The following is a 26,404-nucleotide window of genomic DNA, read 5'->3' as shown; positions in this document are numbered from 1 at the left end:
TTGCCAATCCTGACCATGAGCTTCCATCCTCTTGTCGGTGACGGGGTACGATGAGCGGTATCGTGCGTCGTTCCATTGAGCCTAGCCATCGACATTGGATGGCTCCACATTTCAGGACCTTATCGAGGGTGCCTCGCGGCGTCCATAACACCGTCCGACGCAGGATCAACGAGTGGTCGCCTCGGTGAGTCCCTTGTGCAAGGAGAGAAAGATGATTCGACGCGTCATGGCCGGGATGGTCGCTGCCGTTGTGCTGGGCGGGTGCGGCGGTTCGCCGCTGCGCGAGCCGGCCCCGGCGCCACCGCCGCCGCCGATGAGCCAGACCGGCGAGGATGCCTGCGGGGCGTCGGCGCTGGCCGACTGGCAGGGGCGGGAATATCGCGAGACGCTGCAGGCGCGCGCCGCCGCGCTCAGCGGCGCTTCCGAGGTGCGCGTGATGCGCCCGGGCCAGGGTTACACCATGGATTACCGGCCGCAGCGGCTGGATCTGCACCTCGATGCGAGTGGGCGGATTACCCGGGTTGACTGTGGTTGAGGGCAGCGTTGCCCGCTCAGCGTTGGGCGCCTACCGCCTCGAAGGCCCGCCGTTGGGCCCGGGACAGTGCGTTGGGCGTCAGGCCGAGCCGCGTCAGGCCCGTCCAGTCCAGGGCGTCGAGTTCGCCGCACTCGAGTGACTTGGCCGTCGCCAGGATCTGCCCCAGCGGGCCCTCATGATGCAGGATGGCACGGCGCAGGCTGTCGTGTAGCGGCAGTTCGTCGAGGACCTGATCGAGCGGACGATCGAAGAAGGCATCCAGGCAGGAGAACAGGCCCACCGTGAATCCCGGGCCGCCGTTGTCGAGCAACTGATCGGCGAGTGCCTGGCAGAGTTCGCCTCGCGCCAGCGCCAGTTGTCGCAGGGCGTGGGGCTTGTCGTCCAGCCGGGTCAGCGCGATCAGGTTGGCCAGGCTGAGGATGCGCCGCTTGCCGAGCAGGGTGACGGCCATCTGCACCGAGGTGATCTCGCGGGAGCGGCTGAAGTAGGCGCTGCCGGCCATCTTCAGCAGACGTACGCTGATGAAGGGGTCGCGACGAATGATCGCGCTCAGTTCGTTGAAGCCGATATCCGGACGGTTGAGCTCGGCGAGCAGGTGCAGAACCGAGAGTCGGTCGCTGGGCAGGTGCTGGCCGTGGACCGGCGCGGGCCGCGCCAGGAAGTAGCCCTGGAACAGGTCGCAGCCGGCCGCGAGACAACGCTCGAAGTCCTCGTGCGTCTCGACCTTCTCGGCGAGCAGCCGGACGCGCGGGTAATCGCGGCGCAGGGCGGCTATGACCCGCGCGAGACCGTCGGTGCTGTATTCGGGGTAATCGAGTTTGACGATATCGGCGAAACACAGCAGTGGATGGCCGCTGTCCTCGAGCCGGTAGTCGTCGAGGGCGATCCGGTAACCATTGAGACGGTGCTGGTTGAGCGCCGCGATCACCGGGGCGCTGGCCGGAACGGTCTCGAGCACCTCGATGACCATCTCGCCGGGCGGGAACGGCAATGTCTCGGTCAGGGTGGCGGTGCCGAAGTTGATGAACGCCGGGGTATTCTCGCAGACATCGCGCAGGCTGGTCTCGGTGAAGGCACTGAGCAGCACCTGGCGGGTGGCGAAGTCACCGTCGAACGGTGCTGAAGTGGCCCCCGGGGCGGGACGGAACAGCAGCTCGCAGCCGGCCAGTTCGCGGCGGCGATCGTAGATCGGTTGGCGAGCGAAGAGGACCGCCGGGGTTTCATGCATTGCCGTAACATCCCGTGACGTTGCGTAATAGTTCATATCGTCACGAGCGAGCTAAACTTAAGCGATTGCCAAGAATTGCCACGGCGGCCGGCCTTCAGCCCAGGATGAAGATCACGCAGCCCGCCGTCATCGCCCCCATCGTCACGTTGAAGATCCGCCAGGCGCGCGGCGTTTTCAGCGTGCGCCCCACGGCGATGCCGAAACCCGCCCACAGCGAGATGCAGGGCAGCGCGACCAGTTCGGCGAACCCGGCCAGCAGCAGCGCAGCCAGCCAGGGGGTACCGCCCTCCGGCAGAAAACCCGCCATCAGCGCCAGGCCCATCACCCAGGCCTTGGGATTGGCGAACTGAAAGGCCGCAGCCTGCCAGAAAGTCAGCGGCCGACCGCTGCCGCGCAGACTCAGGTCGGGGGGTGGTGCGCTGGCGATCTTCCAGGCCAGGTACAGCAGATAGCCGCTGCCGACGATCTTGAGCAGCGACTGGAACAGCGGATAGCGCTCGAACAGCAGGCCCAGGCCCAGGGCGATGGCCGAAAACAGCACGAAGCAGCCGGCCAGGATGCCGAGAATGTGTGGCAACGTCCGCCAGTAGCCGTAGTTGGCCCCCGAGGCGGTGAGCATCAGGTTGTTGGGACCGGGTGTCAGGGTCATCGAGATCATGTAGAGGGCCGCAGGGCCGAGGGTGGCGAACGCTTCCATATTGTATGCCTACAATTTTTCCGGATTCTTTGAATTGTGCGCGTAAAGGAAGGATAATTGGCGCAGGTAGGGCGTCAACGGATTTATTGTCACCATGACATTATGGGTTCCCGAACTGCCGCCAGACGGCACCCGCTATCGTGCACTGGCCGATGCCATCGCCGCGGCGATCGCCGACGGGGAACTGACTCCCGGTCAGCGGTTGCCGCCGCAACGCCGGCTTGCCGATGCTCTCGGTGTCACCGTGGGCACCGTGACCCGCGCCTATGCCGAGGCCGAGCGTCGCGATCTGGTCGAGGCGCGGGTCGGCAGTGGCACCTATGTGCGCGAGCGCGCCGCGCCCGACAGCGGCTTTCGCCACGTCGCCGCCGAGGCGCCGCCCGGGCTGATCGATCTCAGCCTCAGTCTGCCCCCGCCGCACCCCGACCGGCCCGCCGGCCTCGCCGAGGCATTGACGTCGATCGCCGCCGACCCCGAGGCGCTGGCAGAGGCGGTGGGGTATCAGGGCGAGTGCGGCACGACCCGGCATCGCGCCGTTCTGGCGCGCTGGCTGACCGCGCTGGGCCTGCCCATGGACGCCGACGAGCTGACCATCACCCTGGGCGGCCAGCACGGGATCTTTCTCGCCCTGCACGCCCTGACCCAACCCGGCGAGCGTATCGCCTGTGCGGCGCTGACCTATCCCGGGTTGATCAACGCCGCCCAGCAGTGCCACCGCAAGCCGTTGCGGGTGCCGCTCGACGATGACGGGATCGATGTCGACGCCCTGGCGCGGCTTTGCGCCCAGCAGCCACCGCGGCTGGTCTATGTGACCCCCGAACAGAACAACCCCACCGGCGCGCGACTCGCTGAAGCCCGCCGCCACCAACTGGTCGAGCTGGCTAGGCGGCACGACATCTGGCTGGTCGAGGATGGCGTTCAGTACATGCCGCCCCAGGCGCGCGATACCCCGCTCTATCGCCTGGCGCCGGAGCGCACGCTGTACCTGTTCAGTACCTCGAAGGTGATCGCCGGCGGGCTGCGGGTCGGCGTGATGCGGGCGCCGGCGGTGCTTCACGAGCGGCTGGCCAATCTGCTGCTGGCGCAGAGCTGGATGGTACCGCCGCTGATGGTCGAGGCGGTGTGTCGCTGGATCGACAGCGGGGCGGCCGACCGTCTGCTGGCCTGGCAGATCGAGGAAACCGTCGAGCGCCAGCGGCTGGCGATGGCGCGGCTGGCGGCGTACTCGCCGCGCGGTCAGGTCCATGGCTCGCATCTCTGGCTGAACCTGCCCGAGGGCTGGCGGGCCGGCGCGCTGCTCGGTCAGCTCGAGCGGCACGGCGTGCGGGTGACCGGCGGCGAGCCGTTCTGCGTGGGCAGCGAGCCGGTGCCCCAGGCGATCCGGCTGTGCCCCAGCGCGGCACCCGACCGGCCGGCCCTGGAGCGGGCGTTGACGGCGATCGCCACCACCCTCGAGGCACCCGCGGGTCACCCCTGGCGTACCCTGTAGCGCCCCGCGGCCGGTTGCATTCGCCGGCGACGAGCGCCATGCCAGCGAGGCGCCCTACACGCTGCTGGCCATCGAGTGATCAGTCGTACTTGGTCTGCCAGCGCTTGGTGGCGACCTGCTCCTTGAGCAGCTCGAGGACCTCGATCAGCACCTGTTCGGTGATCCGCTCGCTGCGCCGGTCGCTGACCAGCAGCACGTCCATGCCACTGTCGGCGGCGCGCCGCAGCAGTTGCGAGAACTCCGGCGAACGCAGGCCGCCGACCGCTTCGTGGATCAGCCGGCTGGCCAGGTCGCTGAGTGCCTGGTCCATGGCGCCGGTGAACTGCCGACCCATCGGCAGCCGGTGCAGGCGCTGGATTTCCGGGCTCTCCTGCAGGGTCCGGCCCACCAGGGCGCTGACGTAGCGGGCGATCAGGGCCCGGTTGTCGGCATAGATCCCCTCGAGTCCCGTTTCCAGCCGCTCGGCGATCTCCTCCACCAGCTGTTCCTTGCGCGGCGCCACCACCTCGTCGGCGAGCCGCCGCGACAGGGTGTTGCTGTGGCGGACCTCCTCCTGGATGCTGCCGATCAGGCGAACCGCGACACGGTCGGAGATCTCCTCGAGCAGGATCTCGTAGTACTTGTGGGCCCCCTGGAACAGGGCCCAGCGGCGTACGTCGATCAGTCCCAGGCGCTGCAGGCGGTGGAGCAGGGCGAACACGCGCAGCACGCGCAGCCAGCGAAAGCCGACCAGCGGAATGCAGCCGAGCACGTCGTACCAGTGCACGAAGGGGTAGAAGAACCAGCGATGATAGCGGCGCTCGATGATCGCCACCGCCCAGCCGAACAGCACGTCGAGCACATAGACGCTGACGAACGCCAGGTCGATCGCGAAGAAGTGGGCGTGGATGTGATCGGCGTAGGCCGCCTCCAGCCCCGGCGCGACGGCCGCGAAGCCCTCGCGCAACGGGGGCAGCAGATAGAGGCTGTCGAACAGCAGCAGGCCGAGATTGACGATCACCAGCGCGATGATCAGCAGGTCCCAGGCCAGACCCAGGCGTTCGCTGAGCGGCGACGATTTCATTCGGCCTCCTGGCGGGCGGTGACGGTCAAGCCGCTCAACGCGGTTGATGCGTGTACTGGGCGTCGTGCTCGCGAGAGGCCTGCTCGGCCTGCTTGCGCAGTTCCTTGCGCAGCGTGGCCTTCTCGAAGCGCAGCTGCTGCAGCGGCGTTTCCAGCCTGAGCGGCGGCACCTCGACCGGATGGCCCTGGGAGTCGACCGCGACCATCGTCAGGTAGCAGCTGTTGGTATGGCGAATGACTTTCTCCTGAATCGATTCGGCCACCACCTTGACGCCGATCTCCATCGACGAGCGGCCGACGTGATTGACCGAGGCCAGGAACGTCACCAGTTCGCCGACGTGGATCGGCTGCTTGAACAGCACCTGATCGACCGACAGCGTCACCACATAGCTGCCGGAGTAGCGGCTGGCACAGGCGTAGGCCACCTCGTCGAGTTTCTTGAGGATCGCGCCGCCGTGTACCTTGCCGCTGAAGTTGGCCATGTCGGGCGTCATCAGCACGGTCATGGTCAGTTCGTGCTGACGGGGCATGTCGTCGGGATTCATCGTGTGTCCTGCCGGTGGTTTTGCCGTTAGGTGTAACACGTTTTGCCCCGCCATGATGAGTGCCGGCCGGGAGTCAGGGCACGAAAGTCAGCCCCAGGGCGATGATCGCGCCGGTGACGAACAGCTGGATCAGGCAGAAGCCCATGATGTCCTTGGCCTTGAGCCCGGCGATTGCCAGTACCGGCAGGGCCCAGAAGGGCTGCAGCAGGTTGGTCCAGGCGTCGCCCCAGGCCACCGCCATGGCGATGCGCGGGATGTCCGCACCCAGCGCCTGCGCCGCCGGCAGCATCACCGGTGCTTGGACCGCCCACTGGCCGCCGCCGGAGGGCACGAAGAGGTTGACCACGCCGGCGCTGATGAACGACCAGAACGGCAGAGTCTGGGCGTTGGCGATCGACACGAAGCCCTGCGACAGGGTCTCGGCGAGCCCGGACTGGACCATGATCGCCATGATCCCGGCGTAGAAGGGGAACTGGATGACGATGCCGGCGCCGCCCTTGATCGCCTCGTGCAGGCTGTCGAGCAGTCGGCGTGGCGTGCGGTGCAGCACGATGGCCAGGAACAGGAACAGGAAGTTGATGATGTTCAGGTTGAGCCCGCCGCCGCGCAGCAGGAAGTGATCGAGCAGGAACAGCAGGCCCGGAATGCCCACCAGCCAGGCCAGGGTCTTGCTGTTCTCGAGGTGTTCGGCCGGACGTTCGATGAGTGGGCGGGCCTCGGCCGAGGCCGGCTTGCCCAGCTTGTCGGCATCGACGTAGACGCTGTCCGACTCGTCGGGCAGCATCAGCCGGTTGATCAGCGGTACCACCGCGAACAGCACCACCAGGATGGCCAGATTGAAAAACGAGAAGATCGTCTCGCTGGTGGGAATCACGCCGATCCGGTCCGCGGCGAAGTGACCCGGCGTGGCGATCACCAGCGGGATCGAGCCGGCCAGCCCGCCGTGCCAGACGACGAAGCCCGAATAGGCGCTGGCGATCAGCAGGCGGTAGTCGACCCGAATCTGGCGGGCCAGTTCCTTGGCGAACAGCGCCCCGACCACCAGGCCGAACCCCCAGTTGAGCCAGCTCGCCGCCAGCGAGACCAGCGTCACCAGCACGATCGCCCGCGCCGGTGTGCCCGCCTGGGCGGCCAGCCGGGCGAGGATGCGCTGGACCGGCGGCGAACTGGCGAGCATGAAGCCGGCGACCAGCACCAGCAGCATCTGCATCGAGAAGGTCAGCAGGTTCCAGAAGCCGTCGCCCCAGAAGCGCAGCACCGCCAGCGGCGTCTGGCGCTCGACGCCGATCGCCGCCGCGGCGGCGACCAGCGTCAGCAGCAGCACGAAGATATAGGGATCGGGCAGGTAGCGTTCGACCAGTTTTACCGCCGGTCGCGACAGAGTCTTGAGCATGACGAGTCTCGTTTGTTGTCGAGGTTTTTTCCAACCGTAGCGCACCCCTCGGGGCGGCGCCGCAACCGGCTTCAACGCTCGCCGGGCAGTGCCGCGGATGCCTGGCCGCTCCAGCGCGTGCGCCGGTAATACAGATAGTAGCCGCCCAGCGTTGCCGAGCGCACCGCCGTGAACAGCACGAAGGCCAGCCACAGGCCATGGTTGCCCAGCCCCAGCGGCCCGGTGGCGAGCCACCAGGCCGGCAGGTAGACCGCCAGTCCGGCAAGGATGCTGTTGCGCATCTCGCGGGTGGCCGTGGCGCCGATGAATACCCCGTCGAGCAGATAGCTCCAGACCGCCAGTGCCGGCATCAGCACCATCCAGGGCAGGTAGTCGGCGGCGACGTCGCGCACCTTGGGCAGATCGGTGAGCAGCGCTATCAGGAGGTGGCCGGCCACGGCGAAGACCAGCATGGCCGCGCCGGTGGTGAGCAGCGAGAAGCGCGTCGCCGCCGCTACCGCACTGACGAATTCCCGCCAGTCGCGTCGGCCGATGGCGCGCCCGGTCAGGGCCTCCGCGGCATGGGCGAAGCCATCCAGCCCGTAGGAGGTGAGCATCACGAACTGCAGCAGCACGGCATTGGCGGCGAGGATCACGTCGCCCTGGCTGGCGCTCTGGCGGGTGAAGAAGGCCGTGGCGAAGAGCAGCCCCAGGGTACGCAGGAACAGCTGCCCGTTGACCTGGAACAGCTCGGTGTAGGCCGCGAGCCGCCACAGTCGTTCGCCGAGAAAGCGTCCGCCGAGCGCACGCAACTGGCGTCGCACCAGCCACAGCCCCAGCGCCAGCGCCGTGTAATCGGCGATCACCGTCGCCCAGGCCACGCCGTCGCTGGTCATCCCCAGGCCGGCCACGAAGATCAGGTCGAGGACGATGTTGACGCTGTTGGTGGTGACCATGATCGCCAACGTCACGCGGCTGTTCTGCTGGCCGAGAAACCAGCCGAGGATCGCATAGTTGGCGAGCACCGCCGGCGCCGAGAGAAAGCGGATGGCGGCGTACTCCCGGGCCAGTGCGGTGGCCTCGTGGCTGCCGTCGAGCAGCCACAGGCCGAGCGCGGTGAGCGGCTGCGACAACGCGATCAGCAGCGTGCCGATCAGCGCCGCGAGCAGCAGCGACTGGCCGAGCAGGTTGCGCACCGCGGTGTCGTCCTCGCGGCCCACCGCCTGCGAGGTGAGCCCCGTGGTACCCATGCGCAGGAAGCCGAAGCCCCAGTAGAGAAAGCTGAACAGCGTCGCCCCCAGCGTCACCCCGGCCAGGAAGCGCGATTCCGGCAGATGGCCGACCACGGCGGTGTCCACCAGGCCGAGCAGCGGTACCGTGACGTTGGAGAGAATGATCGGCCAGGCCAGGGTCCAGACCCGGCGATTGGGGGCGTTGGCGGCGGGCAAACGGTCGTCCTCGTGGGGTGGCGCGTGCGGATGCGGTGCTGGCATCGGCGAAAGGCGCTCAGGATACGCGCGCCAGCGGCACGGTGCGAATCGACGGTTTGCGCACTAGCGCGAGACCGCCCCCGAGAGGGGAGGGCAGGGGCACTCGTGCCCGCGTTGCGCGGCGGGCGCGCGGCTCAGGCCGCGCTGATCAGCTCATACTTTTTCAGCAACTGCTCGCGGCTCTCGCGGTGCTCGGGGTCGAGCGGGATGCAGTCCACCGGGCAGACCTGCTGACACTGCGGTTCGTCGAAGTGGCCGACGCACTCGGTGCACCGGTTGGGGTCGATGACGTAGATCGCCTCCCCGGCCGAAATGGCATCGTTGGGGCACTCCGGTTCGCAGACATCGCAGTTGATGCATTCGTCGGTAATCATCAGGGCCATGGGGTCATGTCCTCGCAGCGGATCATCAGTGGCCTGGCTGACGCTCGGTATCGAAATGGGCGCGCAGCGCTTCAGCGACTCGCGGGTGGACGAGACGGCTGACGTCGCCCCCCAGGCGCGCGATCTCTCGCACGATGGTGGCGGAAATATAGGAGTTCTCGACCGCGGGGGTCAGAAACAGGCTTTCGACATGCGGTGCCTGGGCCCGGTTCATGTTGGCCAGCTGCAGTTCGTACTCGAAGTCCGACACCGCGCGCAGGCCGCGCAGGATGATCCGCGCCCCCTGCTGGTCGAGCAGTTCGGTGAGCAGGCCGCTGAAGCCGGTAACGGTCACGTTGTCGAGCCCGTCGACGACGTCCCGGGCCAGTTCGACCCGGACATCGAGGTCCATCACCGGGCGCTTGCCGGGACTCGCCGCGATGGCCACCACGACCTTGTCGAAGATGCGCGCGGCACGCTCGATGAGATCGAAATGGCCGTTGGTGATGGGGTCGAAGGTGCCGGGGTAGACGACGATGTTCATGGGCAAATCCTGTCTCGAAACGGGCTGCGGCCGACGCCTTGCGCTGTCGTCCGGGCCTGACGTGCCGCCGGGGTCGGGCCCTCAGCGTAGCCGAGGGCCGGTACCGCGACAATCGCCCGCGCGGCGGCGCGGCATCAATCGTCGAGCCGGCCGAAGGGGTTGTCCACCGCCAGCGAGACCGGGCGGGCGTAACCGGGAATCCGGATACCGTCGGCGTCGACACCCAGCTCGGGGCCTTCGAGCACGCCCTCGCCGAAGCGATAGATCACCGCGAAGTCGGCGGCATCGGCGCGTGCCAGGTAGGCTTCGCCGCGCGCCCGGACATCGGCGGCGCGCTCGCGCCAGGCGTCGACGGCCGCCTGGCCGTGGCGCTTGACCAGCAGACGCTCGGTCGCCGCCGGCGAGAGCAGCAGGCCGGTGGCGTTGTTGCCGCCGAAGCCCTTGGCGTTGATGAAGGCGGCGTCGGCCTCGAAGGCCAGCGGCTCGCGGAACAGCCGCAGCCGCTCGCCGTGGACGTCGTCGGCGACCGCGTCGAGGGTGGGGATGCCCGGCACCAGCCCATGGGCGAAGCTGCCCAGGGCACTGACCAGCTGATCGCCGGCGGCGCTGCCCTGGGAGTGACCGACGAAGGCCTTGACCGCGGCGACCGGCCAGTCGGTGATGTCATGGGCGCGCGCCACGGCATCGAGCACGTGGGATTCGGTGACCCGGTTCTTGGGCGTGCTGGTGGCATGGGCGTGAATGAAGGTGCGCTCGCGCAGGCCCCGTTCGCCGAGAATCTCGCGGGCCAGCGTCGCCGCCTTGCCCAGGGTGATGTAGTTGCCGATGCCCGGGGCGGAGATCGAGCGCTTCCAGCCGTCGGCGTTGACGAATACGCCGGGCACCGAGGCGAGAATCTGCGCGCCGGTCTCCAGGGCCAGGGTGTCGTCCATCAGCAGCACGAACTGGCTCGCCTCGGCGATGGTGAAGCCGCAGTTGCGGGCGAAGGGCCGGCAGGCGCGCTGGTAGTCGGCGTCGGTGAGCAGGCTCAGGGCGTCGAGCGCCTTGAGGCTGTCGTCGTCGGCCAGTGCCCCCATGCTGCGGAAGCCCTCGACGACTTCCGGGGTGATCGGGGCGTCGCTGGTCCCGACCATCACTACCCGGCGGGTGCCGCTGCGGATGTCCTCGATGCCCAGGCGCAGGTTGTAGAGAAAGCTCGCGCAGGCGCCCAGCATGGCCCCGGTCGCGCCGACGCTGCCCAGCACGTAGGCGTTGATGAAGTCGGCGGGCATCTGGCCGTAGCCCAGCGGCATCTGCTTGGAGGTGGCGCGGTTGCCCGAGACGAAGCTCTTGAGCAGGCCGCCCCAGCCCGGATCGTCGAGCTGGCCGATGGAGTTGCCGGCATAGACGGCGATCTGGTCGGGGTCCAGGCCGTCGCGCAGCGACTCCCAGTCGAGTCCGCTCTGGCCCAGGCAGTCGCTGGCGCCGAATACCGCCATCGACAGCCCGCGCGGGTGGTGCACGCTGCGGTAGAGACGGTCGGGGGCGAAGCCGCTGGGCAGCTGGCCGGCGGCGCGCACCAGCGCCTGACGGCGCTCCGGCAGCAGCACATCGAGCACGCCGGCGGGCACGCTGACCTCGACCTGACGGCCGTCGAGATCGCGCACCTGCCAGGTTTCCGGCAGCGGGTCGGGGAGCTGGCGGCGGCGCACCTTGAAGACCAGCGGCGCGTCGAGGCGCAACTGGGCCTGACGGTTGGCGGGGATGCCGTCGGCGTTGAAGGCCTCGTCCTCGATGCGTCGGATCAGGGTGTGATCGATCACCTGCTGGCGGAAGCGCGCGGCGATCTCGGCGTCGTCGAGGCGATTACCGTGAATGTCCTGCCAGTGGCCGTCGGCCTGGCGGGTCACCAGTTGCATCATGGCGGCGAGGCCGACCACGGTGCGCTGCTGTTCCTCGGCGGGCAGGGCGTCGAGCACCGTACGTCTGAACGCCTGGTGGCCCGAGGTTCTGCCGGCGGCATTGACACCGCCCATGCCGACAATCACGGGTAACTGTGACAAGCCACATCCCTCGTTGTGCTGTTGAGTCTACGAGTCCTGACAGCGCAGCACCGTCAGGGTTGCATCGGTGTGCGAGACAGCCGGGCCGCAGCGTGCGCCATGCCGGGCCCGGAGCGCGATGATAGCACCTGGCCCGTAGTGGCGTCATGCCACGGGCACGACGCAGCGACCCCGAGAGGAGGAGATCGATCGATCCGTTCGTCAAACGATTGTTTGAATGCGCTCATGAATCGGGCTATGATGAAACGGCTGTTTGAGTCATACGAGTTGGTGTCGGCGCGTTCTCTCCGGATGCGCCGTTTTTTTGCCGCCGCGGGCTGGTAGAGTGGGATTTGTACGAAAAGTCGGCGAGCGAAGGAAAGACAAGGCAAAAGTCGGCGAGAAAGCGGAGTTTACGGGGTGTAAATGAGCATTTTGAGCCGATTTTTAACGCTGTATTGCCAAGCGCAGGCAGTTTTCGTACAAAGCCTAGGCGCCGTCCACGTCAGTCGAGTCTCATGCACGCCATTTCCCGCTCCGTCACCAGTAATCAGCGCGGCCCCCACGACGCTCTCCCGCGTCGCGTTGCCCGCGCCCTGAGCCACCCCTGGCGCAAGCCGATCGCCGATCACACCCGCGACGCCTTCGCCCGCGCCAGGGACTGGTTCGCCGTGCAGGACCGGCCGCTGATTCTCGATGCCGGGTGCGGGGTGGGCCTGTCGAGCCGCGAGCTGGCCCGGCGTCATCCCGGCCACGCGGTGATCGGCATCGATCGCAGCGCCGATCGCCTGGCGCGCGACCACGGCGAGCTGCCCGACAACGCGCTGCTGGTGCGGGCCGACCTGGTGGACTTCTGGCGCCTGGCGCTGGCCGAGGGCTGGTGGCCCAGCCATCACTATCTGCTCTATCCCAACCCCTATCCCAAGGCCTCCCAGCTCAAGCTGCGCTGGCACGGTCATGCGGTCTTTCCGACGCTGCTGGCGCTGGGCGGGCGTCTCGAATTGCGCTCCAACTGGCGCGTCTATGTCGAGGAGTTCGCGCTGGCCACGACCGAGGCCGGCCTCGCCGCGCCGGCGGTGGGTGCCTTCGCGCCGGCGGGGAGCTACCTCACGCCCTTCGAGCGCAAGTACGCCGAAAGCGGCCAGGCCCTGTGGCGGCTGTGTCTCGATCTGCCCCACGATCCGGGGCTCGTGCCCGGGCCTTGAGGATTCGACATCCCCGGGATCACGGCTAGAATCCTCGGCCATCGAACCAGGCTGAGATTCTTTCGGGAGGGAGCCGGATGGCCTACGTCTACCTGTTCATGGCGATCGTCGCCGAAGTGATCGGTACCAGCGCACTCAAGGCCTCGCAGCAGTTCACCCGGCTGTGGCCGAGCGTGGGCGTGGTGGTCGGCTATGCCCTGGCGTTCTATCTGCTGACCCTGGTACTGCGCACCCTGCCGGTGGGCATCGCCTACGCCATCTGGGCGGGGCTGGGGATCGTGCTGGTCACGCTGATCGGTGTGGTGTGGTTCGGCGAGTCGCTCGATCTGCCGGCGGTACTGGGCATTGCGATGATCATCGGCGGGGTGGTGGTGATTCAGGTTTTCTCGGACGTCTCGGCCCACTAGGCTAGTGTCTTCGGTTCGGGCCACTCATCCCCTACGTCGAGGAAACATCATGCCGCGTGCGTTCATCACCGTCCTGTGCCTGCTCCTCATGGGCGGGGCGTCGTCCGTCCTGGCCGCGGGCTTCGATCACGTGGCGAGACTCGCCGACCAGGGCTACCGGATCGGCGCCCAGGCGCGGCTGCTCGACAGCGGCGAGGTGCTCGCCGAGATCGACCCGCAGCGGTCGCTGGCGCCGGCCTCGGTGTCCAAGCTCTACATGGCCGCCGCGGCGCTGGATCGCTGGGGGCCGCAGCATCGCTTCACCAGCCGGCTGGTGTCGACCGGGGCGGTCGATTCGCGTGGCGTCCTGCATGGCGATCTGGTGTTCGAGGGCGGTGGCGATCCGGCGCTGGTCTCCGAGGACCTGTGGCGGCTGATCCAGCGCCTGCGTCAGCAGGGCGTCGAGTCGGTCAAGGGCCAGCTGGTGGTCAGCCAGTGGCGCTTCGGCCCGGTCGAGTGCGTGACCACCGACCGTTGCCGGGCCGAATCCCGCGCCGACAACGCCTACAGCGCGCTGCTTTCCGCGGCGGCGGTCAACTACGGCAGCTGGTGTCTCAATGTATTGCCCGGGCACACGGTGGGCGGCGAGGCGCGCATCCTCAGCTGCGATACCGTCAAACCCACCACGCGCATCGACAACCACGTGACCACCGTCGCCGAGGGCGGGGATACCCGGCTCGATGCCGAGCGGGTCACCGACGCCCAGGGCGACGTGCTGGTGGTGCGCGGCAAGATCGCCCAGGGGACCTACCCCCGGGCCATCTATCGTGCCAGCTCCGACCCCGCCGAACAGACCGCCCAGACCCTGCTGGCGATGCTCGGTCGCGCCGGGATCGAGGTCTCCGGTGGGGCGGCGGTGAGCAGGACCCAACCCCCCGTGGCGGCGACCCGGTTGGCCGCGGTCGACGGCAAGCCGCTGCAGGAGCTGTTGTTGCGCACGCTCAACTACTCCAACAATTTCATGGCCGACACCCTGAGCCTGGATCTGGTCGACACCCCCCGCGCCTCGCTGCCCGAGGGCGGCGCGGCGGTCGCGGCGTTCGCCGAGTCGCTGCCCGGTCACGGCCCGTTGACGTTGAAGAGCGGCAGCGGCCTGACCACCGAGAACCGCACCACCGCCCAGGGCGTCAACACGCTGCTCGCGGCCATGTACCAGCGCCCGGCGCTGTTTCCCACCTTCGTCGCCGGCCTGCAGTTGCCGGTCAACGGCCCGATGCGCTTCATCCGCCGCGGCGACCCGCTGTTCCAGGACCACGTGATGCTCAAGACCGGCACGCTCAACCAGCCCTTCGCGGTGCGCGCCCTGGGCGGCTACTTCCGCACCCGGAGCGGGCGCTGGGGCTCGTTCAGTGTGCTGGTCAACGGCACCGCCAGCACGCCCTATCTCTCCTGGTCGAAGGTCCTCGATCCGGTCGCTGAGGACCTGGCGGCGATGATTCGCGCTTATTGAGAGATCCGCCGCATCTGCGAGGGGCATGGGTAAGACATTGCTTACAAGAATTGCCTTGAAAGTCGCACGCCGGATTGCGCACCCGTTGACAGGATGGCCGACGAGCGAGTGATAGACTGCCGGTCGTTTCCGAGTGCGTTTCGTTCTGTCCTGAGACTTTGCCCCTCTCGACTGATGGTGGTGTGCGCATGCCCTGGCGACGGGACAAGTGATTGCTCAAGGCTCTTTAGGGTTTGTACGAAAAGTCGGCGAGGGAAGGCAAGACAAGGCAAAAATCGGCGAAAAGCGGACCGGGCTGGCGTACCAGTTTACGGGGTGTAAATGAGCATTTTGACGGGGGCGCCGAGCTCGGGCTGGCGCTCCAGCCGATTTTTAACGCTGTATTGCCGAGCGCAGACAGTTCTCGTACACAGCCTAGCAGCCTGTCCATCAGTCTTGCATGCCATCCTTTGCCTATCCCTGATCGGGCGTTTCACCAAGGCGAATGAGTGTCTCTGCGCTCCGGACTGTTCATGATTCGAGGAGTCGAGATGTTCGGTCTCACAGTTTTTCCGCGGTTCCCATACTTCCTGGTACTAGCCCTTATTCCACTCTTTGCCATGGCAGAGGAAGGAAGTGCGCCAGAGACAGATGATTGGCAGGCTGCCAATTGCCCTGGGGCCTTGCCAGTCGAGGGTGTTTCTTCACCTTACGCGAGTAGAATTGAACACTACGCAAAAACTGAAAATCAGGATAAGTATGTCGAGATGGCGGCGAAACATGGCAGGTATTTAAGATGTAATATTGCTGTGGTCTCTGGTTTGGCGATACCTGTAGGACATTATCGTTCTTATCAGATGTACATGAAAGCTGGAGCGGTCGAGACGGCGGAAAGGATGTCGCTGGAATCCATCCTGGAAAAAGCAAAAGATCAATATGACCCCAATGGGCCAATCTATCCGATTTTGGAAAAAGAGTATCGAGAAGCCTATTCTGAAAAAATGGCCAGCATGGCAGAGTCGTCACCCGACAAGGCAAAAGAATTGATGCTTAAAAAATACTTCTGCGAGTGCCTTTCCGTGCCATGGCGGCGTTTTGAGAAAGACTAGCATGGCCTTAAATATAAGGTCGTGCATGGTGCGTGTGGGTGGCAGGGGGCAATGAGAAAGAGGGGGCATCCGGTAAGCCATGCTTCTGGGGTTTGTGCAGCCTTGACGACTGGGCTTTCAATGTAAAGCCAATTGTTTGTAGCTGAGTGGCGGATTGTCTAATGATTCATACTCTTCCAGTTGTCATGGGATGGCGATATCTCTCGCCCGGAAAATTCGGCAGGGAATCCCCTTGAAGCGCATCAAAAGCTGCTGCCATTCGAACCAAAGTTAAGGAGCCTTTCATGCGATTGACAATGTGGTTGTGTGCGGCATTGCTGTCGATGCTGACTCTACCGGCCTGTGCGGGATACTCCAAGCAACCCTCGTATTATTTCAAGGATGAAGCCCAGTTGGCATTAGTCCAAGCAGTTGGTGACGGTGATGTCCAAGCGGTGCAACGGGCGCTGGATCATGGGGCAGATCCTAATGCCGTGGGTAAGAGAGGGATGACGCCGCTTTTCTGGGCTGTGACTATGCAGCCTGATATTGAGATATTCCGATATTTGCTCGACAATGGTGGCGACCCCAATTTAACGACTATCGATAAAAAGTCTAGTGGTATCAAAAAGGTGGGTCTTTTATACCAGGCGTATAGAAATCCGGATCCTACATTTATAGAAGCGGTTTTAGAAGCGGGTGGAGATCCAAATTATCTTTACAATGGAGCTCAAACATTGCTTTATCATCACATGAGTGATGAGCGTATTGAGCATATTAAAGCGCTGGTTAACCATGGCGCTGAAGTTGACTTTAAAGTAAGGTTTGATGAAACGCCGCTGTTTAATGCTGTTATGGGCCAGGAGTATGAGACAGCCTTGGTGCTTTTGAATGCTGGGGCGGATCCAAATATGATTGAGTCGGGGGGAGGGTATTCAATTTTTGACATATTGAAAGAGTTTAAAGATAGAGAGGCTGGTGGAGATTATAAGAGGTTCGTGGATGCGCTTAAGCAAAGAGGCTATCTTGATCCTTCGTTTTGAATGAAGGCGTGTTTGCGCGATAGGTTTTCATTTCTCTGTTCCGCGTAGCATGGGCTTCATTTTTTTTGTTTCCTGATTTCTACAAGGAGGCTGGGTTCATGAAACTCAAGATTGCAGCAGTAATGATGGGCAGCCTGCTGACACTGGGGCAGGCGCAGGCCGCCAATAACCCGGCTCAGCACGAGGCGGATTGCATGATACAAGCCTCGGTGGCGGAAGACATCATGCAAAAACGCTTGGATGGAGTCTCTAAGAGTCAGGTCATGAGAGGCCTGGAGGCCAATGATATGGGCAAGGCGAGCCGTTGGTGGCGTTCGCTGTCGGAGAAGGCCTACGCCTACGATATCAGCGGCAGCAACCCGGTAGAGTCTTTCCAGGAAAAGGTGCATCGCGACTGCATGGCCGAAGGCTGACCGAAGGCTGCCTTTCCGACCGCAGCCCCGGCGGCGCCACCTTCAGGCGCCGGGGCTCGTTCAGTGTGCTGGTCAGCGGCACCGCCGGCACGCCCTATCTCTCCTGGTCGAAGGTCCTCGATCCGGTCGCCGAGGATCTGGCGGCGATGATTCGCGCCTACTGACGGGGCAAGCGTCGATTGTCGCTTCGTCGGTCGTCTGTCGCGCTCGCGTCGCGGGCGGCCGTGTCCTGGGCGAGAGTGGCGCGAGTCCTGCCCGGGCCATGCGCTTGGCGCATGGCCCCATACCGATTGTTCGTTTGTCACCGCGGCGCTGAGCCTGGGTAGAGTGTCGTTGCATGATCTCGACGCATGGGACGAGTGACAACGACAATCGGAGATACCTGATGCAGACTGCCTTGCGGCCGCTGGTGTTCTGGCCGACCTTCCTGATCCTGATGGCGGCGGTGGTCGCCAGCTATGTCGATCTCGATGCGTTCCTGGCGACCGCCAGCGCGCTCAACGACGCGATTCTCGATCGCTTCTCGTGGCTGTTCAGCCTGGGGAGCCTCTATCTGTTGCTGCTCGCGGTGGTGGTCTATTTCTCGCCGCTGGGCACGATCCGCATCGGTGGCGACGACGCCACGCCACTGCTGTCGCGCTGGCGCTGGTTCTCGATCACCCTGTGCACCACCCTGGCGGTGGGCGTGCTGTTCTGGACCACCGCCGAGCCGCTCTATCACTACATGGGTCCGCCCGAGTCGCTGGGCATCGAGGCCGGCTCCAGCGATGCCATGCTGTTCGCCATGTCGACCATGTTCCTGCACTGGTCGTTCACGCCCTACGCCATCTATGCGGTGCCGGCGCTGATCTTCGCCCTGGCGTTCTACAACCGGCGGCTGCGCTTTTCCATCTCGAGCATGCTCGAGCCGCTGTTCGGGCCGCGGGTACGCCGCTTCGGCGGGATGATCGACGCCGTGGCGCTGTATGCGCTGGTCGCCGGCATGGCCTCGACGCTGGGCACCGGCGCGCTGACCCTGGCCGGCGGCGTCGGTCAGTACCTGGGCGGCGAGACCAATCCGCTGCGCCTGGGCGTGATCGTGGCGATCGTCGTGGTGACCTTCGTGATCTCGGCGGCCAGCGGGCTGAAGAAGGGGATCGCCCGGCTGTCGTCGCTGAATGCCTGGCTGTTGCTGGCACTGGGCCTGTTCATGTTCGTGGTCGGCCCGACGGTGTTCATGCTCAAGCTGGGCGTCGAGTCGTTCGGGGTCTATCTGGACAACTTCTTCACCAGGAGCCTGTTCACCGGCGCCGCCGGCGACGACCAGTGGCCCTACTGGTGGTCGATCTTCTACTGGGCGATCTGGTTCGCCTGGGCGCCGGTATCGGCGCTGTTCCTGGGCAAGATCTCGCGCGGCTACACGGTGCGCGAGTTCCTGCGCGTCAACCTGCTGTATCCGGCATTGTTCGCCAGTGTGTGGATCACCATCTTCTCCAGCGCCGCGCTCTACTTCCAGGCGCATGCCGGCGTCGACCTGCACGCCATCCTCACCGACAAGGGCGTGGAAAACGTGCTCTACGAGCTGTTCCGCCAGTTGCCGCTGTCGGGGGTGTGGATCCCGCTGCTGCTGTTCATCGCCTACATCTCCTACGTCACCGCCGCGGACTCCAACACCGATGCCATCGGCAACCTGTGCACCCGGGGGCTGACCGCCGACTCGGATCTCAATGCCGGCCTGCCGATGAAGGTCATCTGGGGATCGGTCGTCGGTGTGGTGTCCTGGGTGATGGTGAGTTTCGTGGGCATCGACGGGGTCAAGATGCTCTCCAACCTGGGCGGGTTGCCGGCGATGCTGATCATCCTGCTGGCGAGCAGCTCGCTGTGGATCTGGCTGAAGCACCCCGAGCAATTGCGGACCCCCGCCAGGGGCGCGGCTAGCGCCGTTGCGCCGGGCGACGCCAGCTCCTCTTACGTTCCCGCCGTCGACAAGGACTGACGATGACGATCAAGCACGACTTCCCGCACGCGATCCGCGAGATCGAGCACCTCGAGATCCCGCTGGCCGACGGTACCCGGCTGGCGGCGCGCATCTGGCTGCCGGAAGACGCCGAGACGCGGCCGGTACCGGCGATCCTCGAGTACCTGCCGTATCGCAAGCGCGACGGCACGGCGGTACGCGACGAACTCACGCACCCCTACTTCGCCGGCCACGGCTATGCCGGCGTGCGCGTCGACATGCGCGGCAACGGCGAATCCGACGGACTGATGGAAGACGAGTACGCGGTGCAGGAACAGCGCGACGCGCTGGAGGTGATCGGCTGGATCGCCGCGCAGCCCTGGTGCGACGGCACGCTGGGGATGATGGGCATCTCCTGGGGCGGCTTCAACAGCCTGCAGCTCGCCGCCCTGCGTCCCGGCCCGCTCAAGGCGATCATCACGCTGTGTTCCACCGACGACCGTTACGCCGACGACATCCACTACAAGGGCGGCAACATGCTGCTCGAGAACCTCGGCTGGGCGGCGACCATGCTGAGCTTCTCCGCGGCGGTGCCGGACCCCGCGCTGGTGGGGGAGCGCTGGCGCGAGATGTGGCAGCACCGCCTCGACAACATGCCGCTGCTGGCCGAGACCTGGATGAGGCACCAGCACCGCGATGCCTACTGGCGCCACGGCTCGATCGGCGAAAACTATGGGGATATCGAGGCCGCCGTCTACATGATCAGCGGCTGGGCGGATTCCTACATCGACACCATCCCGCGGATGATGGAGCACCTCCAGTGCCCCCGGAAGGCGCTGATCGGGCCCTGGATGCACAAGTACCCGCACTTCGCGATTCCCGAGCCGGCCATCGGCTTCCTGCAGGAAGCGCTGCGCTGGTGGGACTACTGGCTCAAGGGCGTCGACACCGGGATCATGGACGAGCCGTCGTGCACCTTCTACCTGCAGGACGGCGTGCCGCCGGCGCCCAAGTATCTCGAGCGCCCGGGTCGCTGGCTGCGCACCCACGGCTGGCCGGCCCCGCAAGACGAGGTCGAGACCACCCGGCTGTATCTCGGCGACCATGGCCTCGCGGCCGACGCGCGCTTGAGCCGCGACCGGGCGATCGCCTCGCCGCTGACCGCCGGGTCGCTGCAGGGCGAGTACATCCCGCTGTGGTTCGGCGCCGACTTTCCGCCCGATCAGCGGCGCGACGACGGCCTGTCGCTGACCTTCGATTCCGCGCCCTACGACGACGGGCTCGACATCCTCGGTCAGCCGAGCGTCGCCGTGAATATCGCCAGCACCGAGGCCTGCGGCCAGCTCCACGTGCGCTTGTGCGACGTGGCCCCCAGCGGCGAGAGCGCCTTGATCACCTACGGCACGCTCAACCTCAACCTGCGCGACGATCCCGGCACGATCACCCCGCCGGTGCCGGGCGAACCGATGGCGGTGTGTCTGGCGCTGGACATGATCGGCTATCGCCTGCCGCCGGGTCACCGGCTGCGCGTCGCGCTTTCCAGTGCCAATTTCCCGCTGGTCTGGTCGCCGCGCAAGCGCGCCGATTTAACCCTCAAGGCCGGTACGCCGTCGCTGGATCTGCCGCTGGCGAAGGCGCCGTTCATCCCGATGCCGTTCGAGCCACCGGAGAGCGCGCGGCCCTGCCGTCAGGAGACGCTGCGTCCCGGCGCGCCGAAGCGCACCATCAGCGAGGACGTCGGCAGCGGCGAGGTGACCGTCATCGTCGAGGACGACATGGGCGACGTGCGCTTTCTCGATCATGGCCTGCGCGTCGAGCAAAAGGCCCGGGAGGTCTATACCAGTCATCCCCACGACGCCACGCGCACCCGTGCCGACATCGAGTGGGTCTATCGCGCCAGTCGCGCCGAGGGCGAGGGGCGCTTCGCGGTCGAGGTGGTCAGCCGCTATCGGTTGCGCTGCGACGAAGCCACCTTCTATCTGGAGGCCGAGCAGATCGCCCACGAGGGCGAGACCCTGGTGAGTCGGCGGACGTGGCAGCGCGAGATTCCGCGCACGGCGATCTAGGCCGGTGGGCGGCGGGGGCGGCCGGCCGGGGGACACGAACCGTGGAACGGCATCGGTCGCCGGGCATGATAGGCTGCGGGATCAGGATGTCTCGGGGCCGAATGCCGCCATGTCGAGTCACGATGCGCTACCGCCGCTGGCCTGCCTGCGTGCCTTCGAGGTCGCCGGCCGGCACTTGAGCTTCACCCAGGCCGGGGCCGAGCTGAATCTGACCCAGAGCGCCGTCAGTCGTCAGATCAAGCGGCTCGAGGCCGATCTCGGCCGGCCGCTGTTCGAGCGCGGTCACGACGGCCTGCGCCTGACCCCCGCCGGGGAGCAGTACTATCGTGTGGTCCGGCAACTGCTGCGCGATCTGGGTGACGTCTCGGCGCGCCTGCGCCGGCGTGGCGGCGAGCGCCAGTTGACGCTCGCCGCCAGCCCGACCATCGCCTCGCTCTGGCTGGCCCGGCGTCTGCCCGACTTCCAGCGTGCCTATCCCGATATCGCCCTGCGCATCCTCACGGTCGAGGATCCGCATCGCCTGGACCTGGCCGAGTTCGATCTCGGGCTCTATTACCATGTGCCCGGCGAGGTGGAACCGGACGGACTCACGGCCGAACCGATCTTCGTCGACGAGGACGTGATCGCGGTGTGCAGCCCGCTGTACCGTCAGCATCATGGCGAGGTGCGCGATGCCGAGGATCTGCTCGACCGCCACACCCTGCTGGTGGTCGAGGACCACTACCACGACTGGCTGACCTGGGAGGCCTGGTTCGCCGGCGTCGGGCTCTCCTGGCGACGACCCGAACGCACCTTGCGCGCCAACAGTTATCAACTGCTGATGAACGCCACGCTGGCGGGGCAGGGCGTGACTCTGGGCTGGTCGCGACTGCTGGAGCGCGACCTGGCCGGGGGCGAGCTGATCCGGGCCCTGCCGCAGGCCCTGCCCAGCCGGGGGCGTCTGGCCCTGCTGTCGCCCCAGCACCGCCACCGCACCGAGGCGATGCAGACCTTTCGGCGCTGGCTGCTGGGCTGAGTGTTCGCGATGCCGCTGCCGGCGGCCCGGTCGCAACGACACGGACCGCCATGGCGGATGAATTGACGTAGAATGCGACAATGTCCGCCACCGATGCCTGCCGACCAAGGATGCCTCATGACGTCGATGAACTGGGACCGCCTGCTCGACCCACAGCGCCTCAACGACAAGCCGCGCGGCTCGCGTGACGAGGTCGGTCGCAGCCCGTTCCACAAGGACCACGACCGCATCGTCTTCGCCGGCTCGTTCCGGCGCCTGGGGCGCAAGACCCAGGTTCATCCGCTCACCGACAACGACCATATCCATACCCGCCTGACCCATTCGCTGGAGGTCGGCTGCGTGGGCCGCTCGCTGGGCATGAGCGTCGGCGAGAAGCTGCGCGAGCGGCTGCCGGCCTGGATCACCCCGGCCGATCTGGGGGTGATCGTCCAGGCGGCCTGTCTGGGCCACGACATCGGCAATCCGCCGTTCGGCCACGCCGGCGAGTACGCCATCCGCGACTGGTTCAAGCGTGCCGAGTCCGACGGCAGCGGCCTGCTCGACGGCCTCACCGACACCCAGCGTGCCGATCTGTTGACCTACGAGGGTAACGCCCAGGGTTTTCGTATCGTCACCCAGATCGAATACAACCAGTTTCGCGGCGGCATGCGCCTGACCGCGGCGACGCTGGGCACCATGCTCAAGTACCCCTGGACGGTGGAGCACGGCGGCCGGGCCGGCAAGTTCGGCAGCTACCAGTCCGAACGCGAACGGCTCGCCGAGGTCGCCGGACGCCTGGGGCTCAAGCCGCGCGACGACTGGGCCTGGTGCCGCCACCCGCTGGCCTATCTGGTCGAGGCCGCCGACGATATCTGCTATGCACTGCTCGATCTCGAGGACGGTCTGGAGATGGGCATCCTGCGCTTTCCCGAGGTCGCCGAGGTGCTCACCCAGATCGCCGGCGGCGAACCGCCCGAGTATGCGCGCATGGAGCAGGCCGGCGTCTCCCAGCGCCGGCGTATCGCGGCGCTGCGCGGGGCGGCCATGGAGCGCGCGGTGACCGATGTCGGCGAGGTGTTCGTCCAGCAAGAGACCGCGTTGCTCAACGGCGGGCTCACCGAGGACCTGCTCGAACTCTGTCATCCCGACCTCGACTGGGGCGTCAAGGCGGCCAAGCAGCTCGCCCGCGAGCGGATCTTCCAGAACGAGCGCAAGGCCAAGCTGGAGATCGGCGCCTACACCACCCTGGGCATCCTGCTCGAGGCCTTCATCGGCGCGGCCCACGAACTGCACCACCACGGCCGCTCGACCTTCAAGCACCAGCGCGTGCTGGCGCTGATCGGCGAGAACACGCCCAAACCCAACTGGTCGCTCTACGACAGCTACCGGCGCATGCTCGACTTCATCGGCGGCATGACCGACCACTACGCGGTCGATCTGGCCCAGGAGATGGGCGGCCGGCTCAAGGGCGAGTGAGCCGCCGCCGGACCTCGTTCAGGCGGCCACGTCGGCGGGTGGCGTGCGGGCGGTGATATGGCTCAGGATCGCCCGGCCCAGGGTGCGCGCGCTGTCGGCGATACCCTGGGTGCCGAACAGACGGTTGAACTCGAAGACGAACGGGTGGCCCTCGACCATGGCGATGTCGAAGCCGGCATGGTCGATGTCCAGGGTCCGGGCCAGACGCTCGACCAGGGCGATGGCGGCCTCGGGTACGTCGGCGTGGTCGATGCGCCCGCCCTGGCTGACGTTGGAGCGGAAGCCACCCAGCGGGGTCACTCGCCAGTAGGCGGCGAGAATCGCATCGCCGACCCGCACGATGCGCAGATCACGGTCGATGGGCAGAGGCTCCTGGATGTAGAGTACATTCTCGCGCTCGGCGTGGGCGGTGAGCTGTTCTCGGTTCTCGATCAGCGACACGCCCTGGCCCATCGAGCTCTTGATGCGCTTGGCGATCAACGGGTAGCCGAAGCGGCGGTCGATCGCCTCGACACTGGCGGCGCTGCTGCCGCGGATCTCGGTGGGCGGCAGGTGCTCGGGGCACACCGCCTGGAAGGCACGGGTTTGCTCGACCTTGTCGTGGCCCAGATGGTAGCTGGCCGCACTGGGGAAGATGCGCTTGCCGAGGCCGTAGATCAGGGTGTTGACCTGCCAGTACTCGGGAAACAGCAACCAGTCGGCTTGGCGGATCTCGTCGAGGTGGGCGTACATCCGCTCGGGCTTGATATACCGGACCCCGGGGATGCCGAGGGTGCGAAATGCGTCGAACGTGATCAGTTTCATCGACAACGACGGCGAAAGGGCCTCTCCTGTGGCGCAGTGACGGCGCGGATTATCGGCCCGTCGGCGGTCTTCGGCAAGCGATTGCGACGACCGGCTGGAAGTGTGTGTTGCACAAGGGTTTATGCTGACGGGTTGCGAGAACGGTTTTCGAGGATCAATCGAAAGGAGGCGATATGATCGGTGAACTGGTGACCTCCTGGACCGGCATGGTCTGGGAAATATTCTGGGGGCTGGCGCTGGGCTTTCTGCTCTCGGGGGTGATTCGCGCCTGGGTACCGGCCGAGCTGGTCGGCGACAAGCTGGGGCGGACCTCGCCGCGGTCGCTGTCGCTGGCCACCGGCGTGGGCGCGCTGTCGTCGAGCTGTTCCTACGCCGCGGCGAGCATGGCGCGCACCCTGATCATGAAGGGCGCGGCCTGGGCCAATGCCATGGCCTTCATGGTCGCCAGTACCAACCTGGTCTTCGAGATCCTGATCGTGCTGTTCTCGCTGCTGGGCATGGCCTTCGTGCTCGGTGAGCTGGTCGGCGGGCTGATCTTCATCGTGGTGATGGCGGTGCTGGTGCGCCTGCTGGTGCCCAGCGCGGTGATCGACGCGGCCCGCGAGAACGCCGGCCACGACAGCGGCGGTGGCGGGCACGAGCATCACCACGATCATGGTGGCCACGACCACGACCACGACCACGACCACGACCACGACCACGACCACGACCATCATTCGGGGCATTCGGGCCATGGCGAGAGCGCCATGCTCGCCAAGTTGCGCACCGCCGCGTCGCACTTCCACATGGACGTGACCATGGTCGGCAAGGACATCCTGATCGGCGTGACCGTGGCGGCGATTCTCTCGGTGATCGTGCCCGACGAGGCCTGGCGGGCGATCTTCCTCACCGAGGGCGACAACCCCGGCTTCGGCGTGTTGCTGTGGAACGCCGTCGCCGGCAGCATCATCGCCGTGCTGGCCTTCGTCTGCTCGGTGGGCAATATCGTGCTCGCCGCGGTGCTGTGGAAGGGTGGGATCTCCTTCGGCGGGGTGATCGCCTTCATTCTCTCCGATCTGATCACCCTGCCGATGCTGTCGGTCTACCGGCGTTACTACGGCTGGAAGGCGGCGGCCTGGATGGCGCTGATCTTCTTTCTGGGCGCGATCGTCACCGCGTTGTGCCTGGACTACGGCTTCGCCGCGCTGGGCTGGCTGCCCGAGGGCGAGCGTCAGGTCAGCCTGGGCCGCGACGTCTTCGGCTGGAACTACGTGACGCTGCTCAACCTGGTGCTGCTGCCGGTGGCGGTGGCGGCGTTCTTCTGGGGCCGCCGGCAGGGCGGCGGGCACTGCCATTGATCGATCTGTTTCGTCGGGCGCTGGTCGCCGGGCTGTGTGGCGTCGCGCTGCTTTTCGCGGTCGCGGCGCCGGCGACGGCGCTCGACACCCCGGCGCGCTTCGATCACTACACCCTGGCGTTGACCTGGCATGCCGGGTTCTGCGAGACCCGCCGCTCACCGCCGCGGGAGTGCCGCGAACCGCGCCTGCGCGAGGCGGCCGATACGGGCTTCGTCCTGCACGGCCTGTGGCCGTCGCGGCCCGAGCGGGCCGCCGAGGCCGGCGTGAGCCGTCGGCAATGGCGGTCCGAGGGGTGCTTTCGCGACTCGCCCCGACCCGACGGCGGCTTCTGTCGCGCGCATGCGCCCTTCGACCTGCCGCCGCCGCTCGATCGGCGGCTCGATGTCGCGATGCCCGGACGGGCGAGCTGTCTCGATCGCTACGAGTACGCCAAGCATGCGGCTTGCCTGGGCATCGCTCCCGATGACTACTTCGCCACCGGCGTCGCCTTGACGGCGGCGGTCAATGCCTCGGCCTTCACCGATTTCGTGGTCCTCCATCGGGGCGGTGACGTGGCCCGCAATGCGTTGATTGCGGCCTTCGAGGCCGCCTTCGGCAAAGGCAACGGTCGCGCCCTGCAACTGGTCTGTGGCGGCCGCGGCAACCGGCGGCTGACCGAGGTGCGTATCGGCATCGACGCCGCGGCGCTGGACGCCTTCCCCGCGGCGTCGAGCCTGGTGGCGTTGCGCCGGGGTCGCTGTGCCGAGCGGGTGCGCATCGCCCGCTTCGCGGCCGAGTAAACCGGCAATTCGGGGAAACCCTGCTAATTTAGAGACAATGGTG

General features: G+C 66.3%; 24 protein-coding genes. 14 read left to right on the top strand and 10 right to left on the bottom strand.

The window, feature by feature from the left end; all coding sequences use genetic code 11:
- Positions 1-211 precede the first annotated feature (211 nt).
- Positions 212-535, top strand: a complete 324-nt coding sequence (locus KGR00_RS18295; protein ID WP_224418807.1) for an I78 family peptidase inhibitor — start codon at positions 212-214, stop codon at positions 533-535.
- A 16-nt stretch (positions 536-551) separates the two neighbouring features.
- Here KGR00_RS18295 and KGR00_RS18290 read toward each other — a convergent pair whose 3' ends face one another.
- Positions 552-1,763 (bottom strand): HDOD domain-containing protein, encoded by a 1,212-nt coding sequence (locus KGR00_RS18290; protein ID WP_224418808.1) that lies wholly within the window; start codon positions 1,761-1,763, stop codon positions 552-554.
- Positions 1,764-1,857: 94 nt separating this feature from the next.
- Positions 1,858-2,460, bottom strand: coding sequence for a LysE family translocator (locus KGR00_RS18285; protein WP_224418809.1), 603 nt, complete (start codon positions 2,458-2,460; stop codon positions 1,858-1,860).
- A 94-nt stretch (positions 2,461-2,554) separates the two neighbouring features.
- On the opposite strand from KGR00_RS18285, the gene KGR00_RS18280 reads away from it, so the two are divergent.
- Complete coding sequence (locus tag KGR00_RS18280; RefSeq protein WP_224418810.1) at positions 2,555-3,949, top strand: PLP-dependent aminotransferase family protein; 1,395 nt, start codon at positions 2,555-2,557, stop codon at positions 3,947-3,949.
- Positions 3,950-4,028: 79 nt separating this feature from the next.
- Here the strand turns inward: KGR00_RS18280 and KGR00_RS18275 are convergent, their stop codons facing one another.
- From KGR00_RS18275 to KGR00_RS18245, 7 genes are all read right to left on the bottom strand, one after another.
- Positions 4,029-5,012: an ion transporter gene (locus KGR00_RS18275; RefSeq protein ID WP_224418811.1), complete on the bottom strand. Its 984-nt coding sequence runs from the start codon at positions 5,010-5,012 to the stop codon at positions 4,029-4,031.
- Between the two features lie 34 nt (positions 5,013-5,046).
- Entirely contained in the window at positions 5,047-5,556 is a 510-nt protein-coding gene (locus KGR00_RS18270) for an acyl-CoA thioesterase (protein WP_224418812.1), read from the bottom strand.
- A gap of 73 nt (positions 5,557-5,629) precedes the next feature.
- Positions 5,630-6,949, bottom strand: coding sequence for a short-chain fatty acid transporter (locus KGR00_RS18265; protein WP_129140404.1), 1,320 nt, complete (start codon positions 6,947-6,949; stop codon positions 5,630-5,632).
- Positions 6,950-7,020: 71 nt separating this feature from the next.
- Positions 7,021-8,376: an MATE family efflux transporter gene (locus KGR00_RS18260; protein WP_224418813.1), complete on the bottom strand. Its 1,356-nt coding sequence runs from the start codon at positions 8,374-8,376 to the stop codon at positions 7,021-7,023.
- A gap of 176 nt (positions 8,377-8,552) precedes the next feature.
- Positions 8,553-8,801: a YfhL family 4Fe-4S dicluster ferredoxin gene (locus KGR00_RS18255; protein ID WP_129140402.1), complete on the bottom strand. Its 249-nt coding sequence runs from the start codon at positions 8,799-8,801 to the stop codon at positions 8,553-8,555.
- A 25-nt stretch (positions 8,802-8,826) separates the two neighbouring features.
- Positions 8,827-9,324, bottom strand: coding sequence for a pantetheine-phosphate adenylyltransferase (gene coaD, locus KGR00_RS18250; RefSeq protein WP_129140401.1), 498 nt, complete (start codon positions 9,322-9,324; stop codon positions 8,827-8,829).
- Positions 9,325-9,458: 134 nt separating this feature from the next.
- A complete protein-coding gene (locus tag KGR00_RS18245; RefSeq protein ID WP_224419859.1) occupies positions 9,459-11,339 on the bottom strand; it encodes a beta-ketoacyl synthase in 1,881 nt (626 codons plus the stop codon).
- Between the two features lie 524 nt (positions 11,340-11,863).
- Between KGR00_RS18245 and KGR00_RS18240 the strand changes: the two genes are divergently transcribed.
- The 10 genes from KGR00_RS18240 to KGR00_RS18195 all read left to right on the top strand — a co-directional run bounded on the left by KGR00_RS18240 (position 11,864) and on the right by KGR00_RS18195 (position 23,441).
- Complete coding sequence (locus KGR00_RS18240; protein ID WP_224418814.1) at positions 11,864-12,550, top strand: methyltransferase domain-containing protein; 687 nt, start codon at positions 11,864-11,866, stop codon at positions 12,548-12,550.
- Positions 12,551-12,627: 77 nt separating this feature from the next.
- Positions 12,628-12,957 carry an SMR family transporter gene (locus KGR00_RS18235; RefSeq protein WP_129140399.1) on the top strand — a complete coding sequence of 110 codons (330 nt, stop codon included), beginning with the start codon at positions 12,628-12,630 and terminating at the stop codon, positions 12,955-12,957.
- A 49-nt stretch (positions 12,958-13,006) separates the two neighbouring features.
- Positions 13,007-14,446: a D-alanyl-D-alanine carboxypeptidase/D-alanyl-D-alanine-endopeptidase gene (gene dacB, locus KGR00_RS18230; RefSeq protein WP_224418815.1), complete on the top strand. Its 1,440-nt coding sequence runs from the start codon at positions 13,007-13,009 to the stop codon at positions 14,444-14,446.
- Positions 14,447-14,976: 530 nt separating this feature from the next.
- A complete protein-coding gene (locus KGR00_RS18225; RefSeq protein ID WP_224418816.1) occupies positions 14,977-15,534 on the top strand; it encodes a hypothetical protein in 558 nt (185 codons plus the stop codon).
- A 284-nt stretch (positions 15,535-15,818) separates the two neighbouring features.
- Entirely contained in the window at positions 15,819-16,556 is a 738-nt protein-coding gene (locus KGR00_RS18220) for an ankyrin repeat domain-containing protein (RefSeq protein ID WP_224418817.1), read from the top strand.
- 98 nt (positions 16,557-16,654) lie between these two features.
- Positions 16,655-16,969 (top strand): hypothetical protein, encoded by a 315-nt coding sequence (locus KGR00_RS18215; RefSeq protein WP_224418818.1) that lies wholly within the window; start codon positions 16,655-16,657, stop codon positions 16,967-16,969.
- 385 nt (positions 16,970-17,354) lie between these two features.
- Positions 17,355-18,944 (top strand): BCCT family transporter, encoded by a 1,590-nt coding sequence (locus tag KGR00_RS18210; RefSeq protein WP_224418819.1) that lies wholly within the window; start codon positions 17,355-17,357, stop codon positions 18,942-18,944.
- Positions 18,945-18,946: 2 nt separating this feature from the next.
- The gene (locus KGR00_RS18205) at positions 18,947-20,971 is read left to right on the top strand and encodes a CocE/NonD family hydrolase (RefSeq protein ID WP_224418820.1); all 2,025 of its coding nucleotides are present in this window, start codon (positions 18,947-18,949) and stop codon (positions 20,969-20,971) included.
- A gap of 109 nt (positions 20,972-21,080) precedes the next feature.
- Positions 21,081-21,986: a LysR substrate-binding domain-containing protein gene (locus KGR00_RS18200; RefSeq protein ID WP_129141196.1), complete on the top strand. Its 906-nt coding sequence runs from the start codon at positions 21,081-21,083 to the stop codon at positions 21,984-21,986.
- 117 nt (positions 21,987-22,103) lie between these two features.
- Positions 22,104-23,441, top strand: coding sequence for a deoxyguanosinetriphosphate triphosphohydrolase (locus KGR00_RS18195; protein WP_224418821.1), 1,338 nt, complete (start codon positions 22,104-22,106; stop codon positions 23,439-23,441).
- A gap of 18 nt (positions 23,442-23,459) precedes the next feature.
- On the opposite strand, the gene KGR00_RS18190 is transcribed toward KGR00_RS18195, so the two are convergent.
- Positions 23,460-24,245, bottom strand: a complete 786-nt coding sequence (locus KGR00_RS18190; protein ID WP_224418822.1) for a hypothetical protein — start codon at positions 24,243-24,245, stop codon at positions 23,460-23,462.
- A 173-nt stretch (positions 24,246-24,418) separates the two neighbouring features.
- Between KGR00_RS18190 and KGR00_RS18185 the strand changes: the two genes are divergently transcribed.
- Positions 24,419-25,582, top strand: coding sequence for a permease (locus KGR00_RS18185; protein ID WP_224418823.1), 1,164 nt, complete (start codon positions 24,419-24,421; stop codon positions 25,580-25,582).
- Entirely contained in the window at positions 25,579-26,361 is a 783-nt protein-coding gene (locus KGR00_RS18180) for a ribonuclease I (protein WP_224418824.1), read from the top strand. The genes KGR00_RS18185 and KGR00_RS18180 overlap by 4 nt, the downstream gene beginning before the upstream one ends.
- The last annotated feature ends 43 nt before the right edge of the window (positions 26,362-26,404 follow it).

The sequence above is a fragment of the Modicisalibacter sp. MOD 31.J genome (assembly GCF_020147985.1).
Taxonomy (GTDB): Bacteria; Pseudomonadota; Gammaproteobacteria; order Pseudomonadales; family Halomonadaceae; genus Modicisalibacter; species Modicisalibacter coralii.
This window is presented reverse-complemented; position numbering and strand designations above follow the sequence as displayed.

Excerpts from the sequence above, each read along its gene's own strand:
- KGR00_RS18295 (WP_224418807.1), top strand. The coding sequence starts at position 212 with ATGATTCGACGCGTCATGGCCGGGATGGTCGCTGCCGTTGTGCTGGGC.
- KGR00_RS18290 (WP_224418808.1), bottom strand. The coding sequence starts at position 1,763 with ATGCATGAAACCCCGGCGGTCCTCTTCGCTCGCCAACCGATCTACGAT.
- KGR00_RS18285 (WP_224418809.1), bottom strand. The coding sequence starts at position 2,460 with ATGGAAGCGTTCGCCACCCTCGGCCCTGCGGCCCTCTACATGATCTCG.
- KGR00_RS18280 (WP_224418810.1), top strand. The coding sequence starts at position 2,555 with ATGACATTATGGGTTCCCGAACTGCCGCCAGACGGCACCCGCTATCGT.
- KGR00_RS18275 (WP_224418811.1), bottom strand. The coding sequence starts at position 5,012 with ATGAAATCGTCGCCGCTCAGCGAACGCCTGGGTCTGGCCTGGGACCTG.
- KGR00_RS18270 (WP_224418812.1), bottom strand. The coding sequence starts at position 5,556 with ATGAATCCCGACGACATGCCCCGTCAGCACGAACTGACCATGACCGTG.
- KGR00_RS18265 (WP_129140404.1), bottom strand. The coding sequence starts at position 6,949 with ATGCTCAAGACTCTGTCGCGACCGGCGGTAAAACTGGTCGAACGCTAC.
- KGR00_RS18255 (WP_129140402.1), bottom strand. The coding sequence starts at position 8,801 with ATGGCCCTGATGATTACCGACGAATGCATCAACTGCGATGTCTGCGAA.
- coaD (WP_129140401.1), bottom strand. The coding sequence starts at position 9,324 with ATGAACATCGTCGTCTACCCCGGCACCTTCGACCCCATCACCAACGGC.
- KGR00_RS18245 (WP_224419859.1), bottom strand. The coding sequence starts at position 11,339 with ATGGGCGGTGTCAATGCCGCCGGCAGAACCTCGGGCCACCAGGCGTTC.
- KGR00_RS18240 (WP_224418814.1), top strand. The coding sequence starts at position 11,864 with ATGCACGCCATTTCCCGCTCCGTCACCAGTAATCAGCGCGGCCCCCAC.
- KGR00_RS18235 (WP_129140399.1), top strand. The coding sequence starts at position 12,628 with ATGGCCTACGTCTACCTGTTCATGGCGATCGTCGCCGAAGTGATCGGT.
- dacB (WP_224418815.1), top strand. The coding sequence starts at position 13,007 with ATGCCGCGTGCGTTCATCACCGTCCTGTGCCTGCTCCTCATGGGCGGG.
- KGR00_RS18225 (WP_224418816.1), top strand. The coding sequence starts at position 14,977 with ATGTTCGGTCTCACAGTTTTTCCGCGGTTCCCATACTTCCTGGTACTA.
- KGR00_RS18220 (WP_224418817.1), top strand. The coding sequence starts at position 15,819 with ATGCGATTGACAATGTGGTTGTGTGCGGCATTGCTGTCGATGCTGACT.
- KGR00_RS18215 (WP_224418818.1), top strand. The coding sequence starts at position 16,655 with ATGAAACTCAAGATTGCAGCAGTAATGATGGGCAGCCTGCTGACACTG.
- KGR00_RS18210 (WP_224418819.1), top strand. The coding sequence starts at position 17,355 with ATGCAGACTGCCTTGCGGCCGCTGGTGTTCTGGCCGACCTTCCTGATC.
- KGR00_RS18205 (WP_224418820.1), top strand. The coding sequence starts at position 18,947 with ATGACGATCAAGCACGACTTCCCGCACGCGATCCGCGAGATCGAGCAC.
- KGR00_RS18200 (WP_129141196.1), top strand. The coding sequence starts at position 21,081 with ATGTCGAGTCACGATGCGCTACCGCCGCTGGCCTGCCTGCGTGCCTTC.
- KGR00_RS18195 (WP_224418821.1), top strand. The coding sequence starts at position 22,104 with ATGACGTCGATGAACTGGGACCGCCTGCTCGACCCACAGCGCCTCAAC.
- KGR00_RS18190 (WP_224418822.1), bottom strand. The coding sequence starts at position 24,245 with ATGAAACTGATCACGTTCGACGCATTTCGCACCCTCGGCATCCCCGGG.
- KGR00_RS18185 (WP_224418823.1), top strand. The coding sequence starts at position 24,419 with ATGATCGGTGAACTGGTGACCTCCTGGACCGGCATGGTCTGGGAAATA.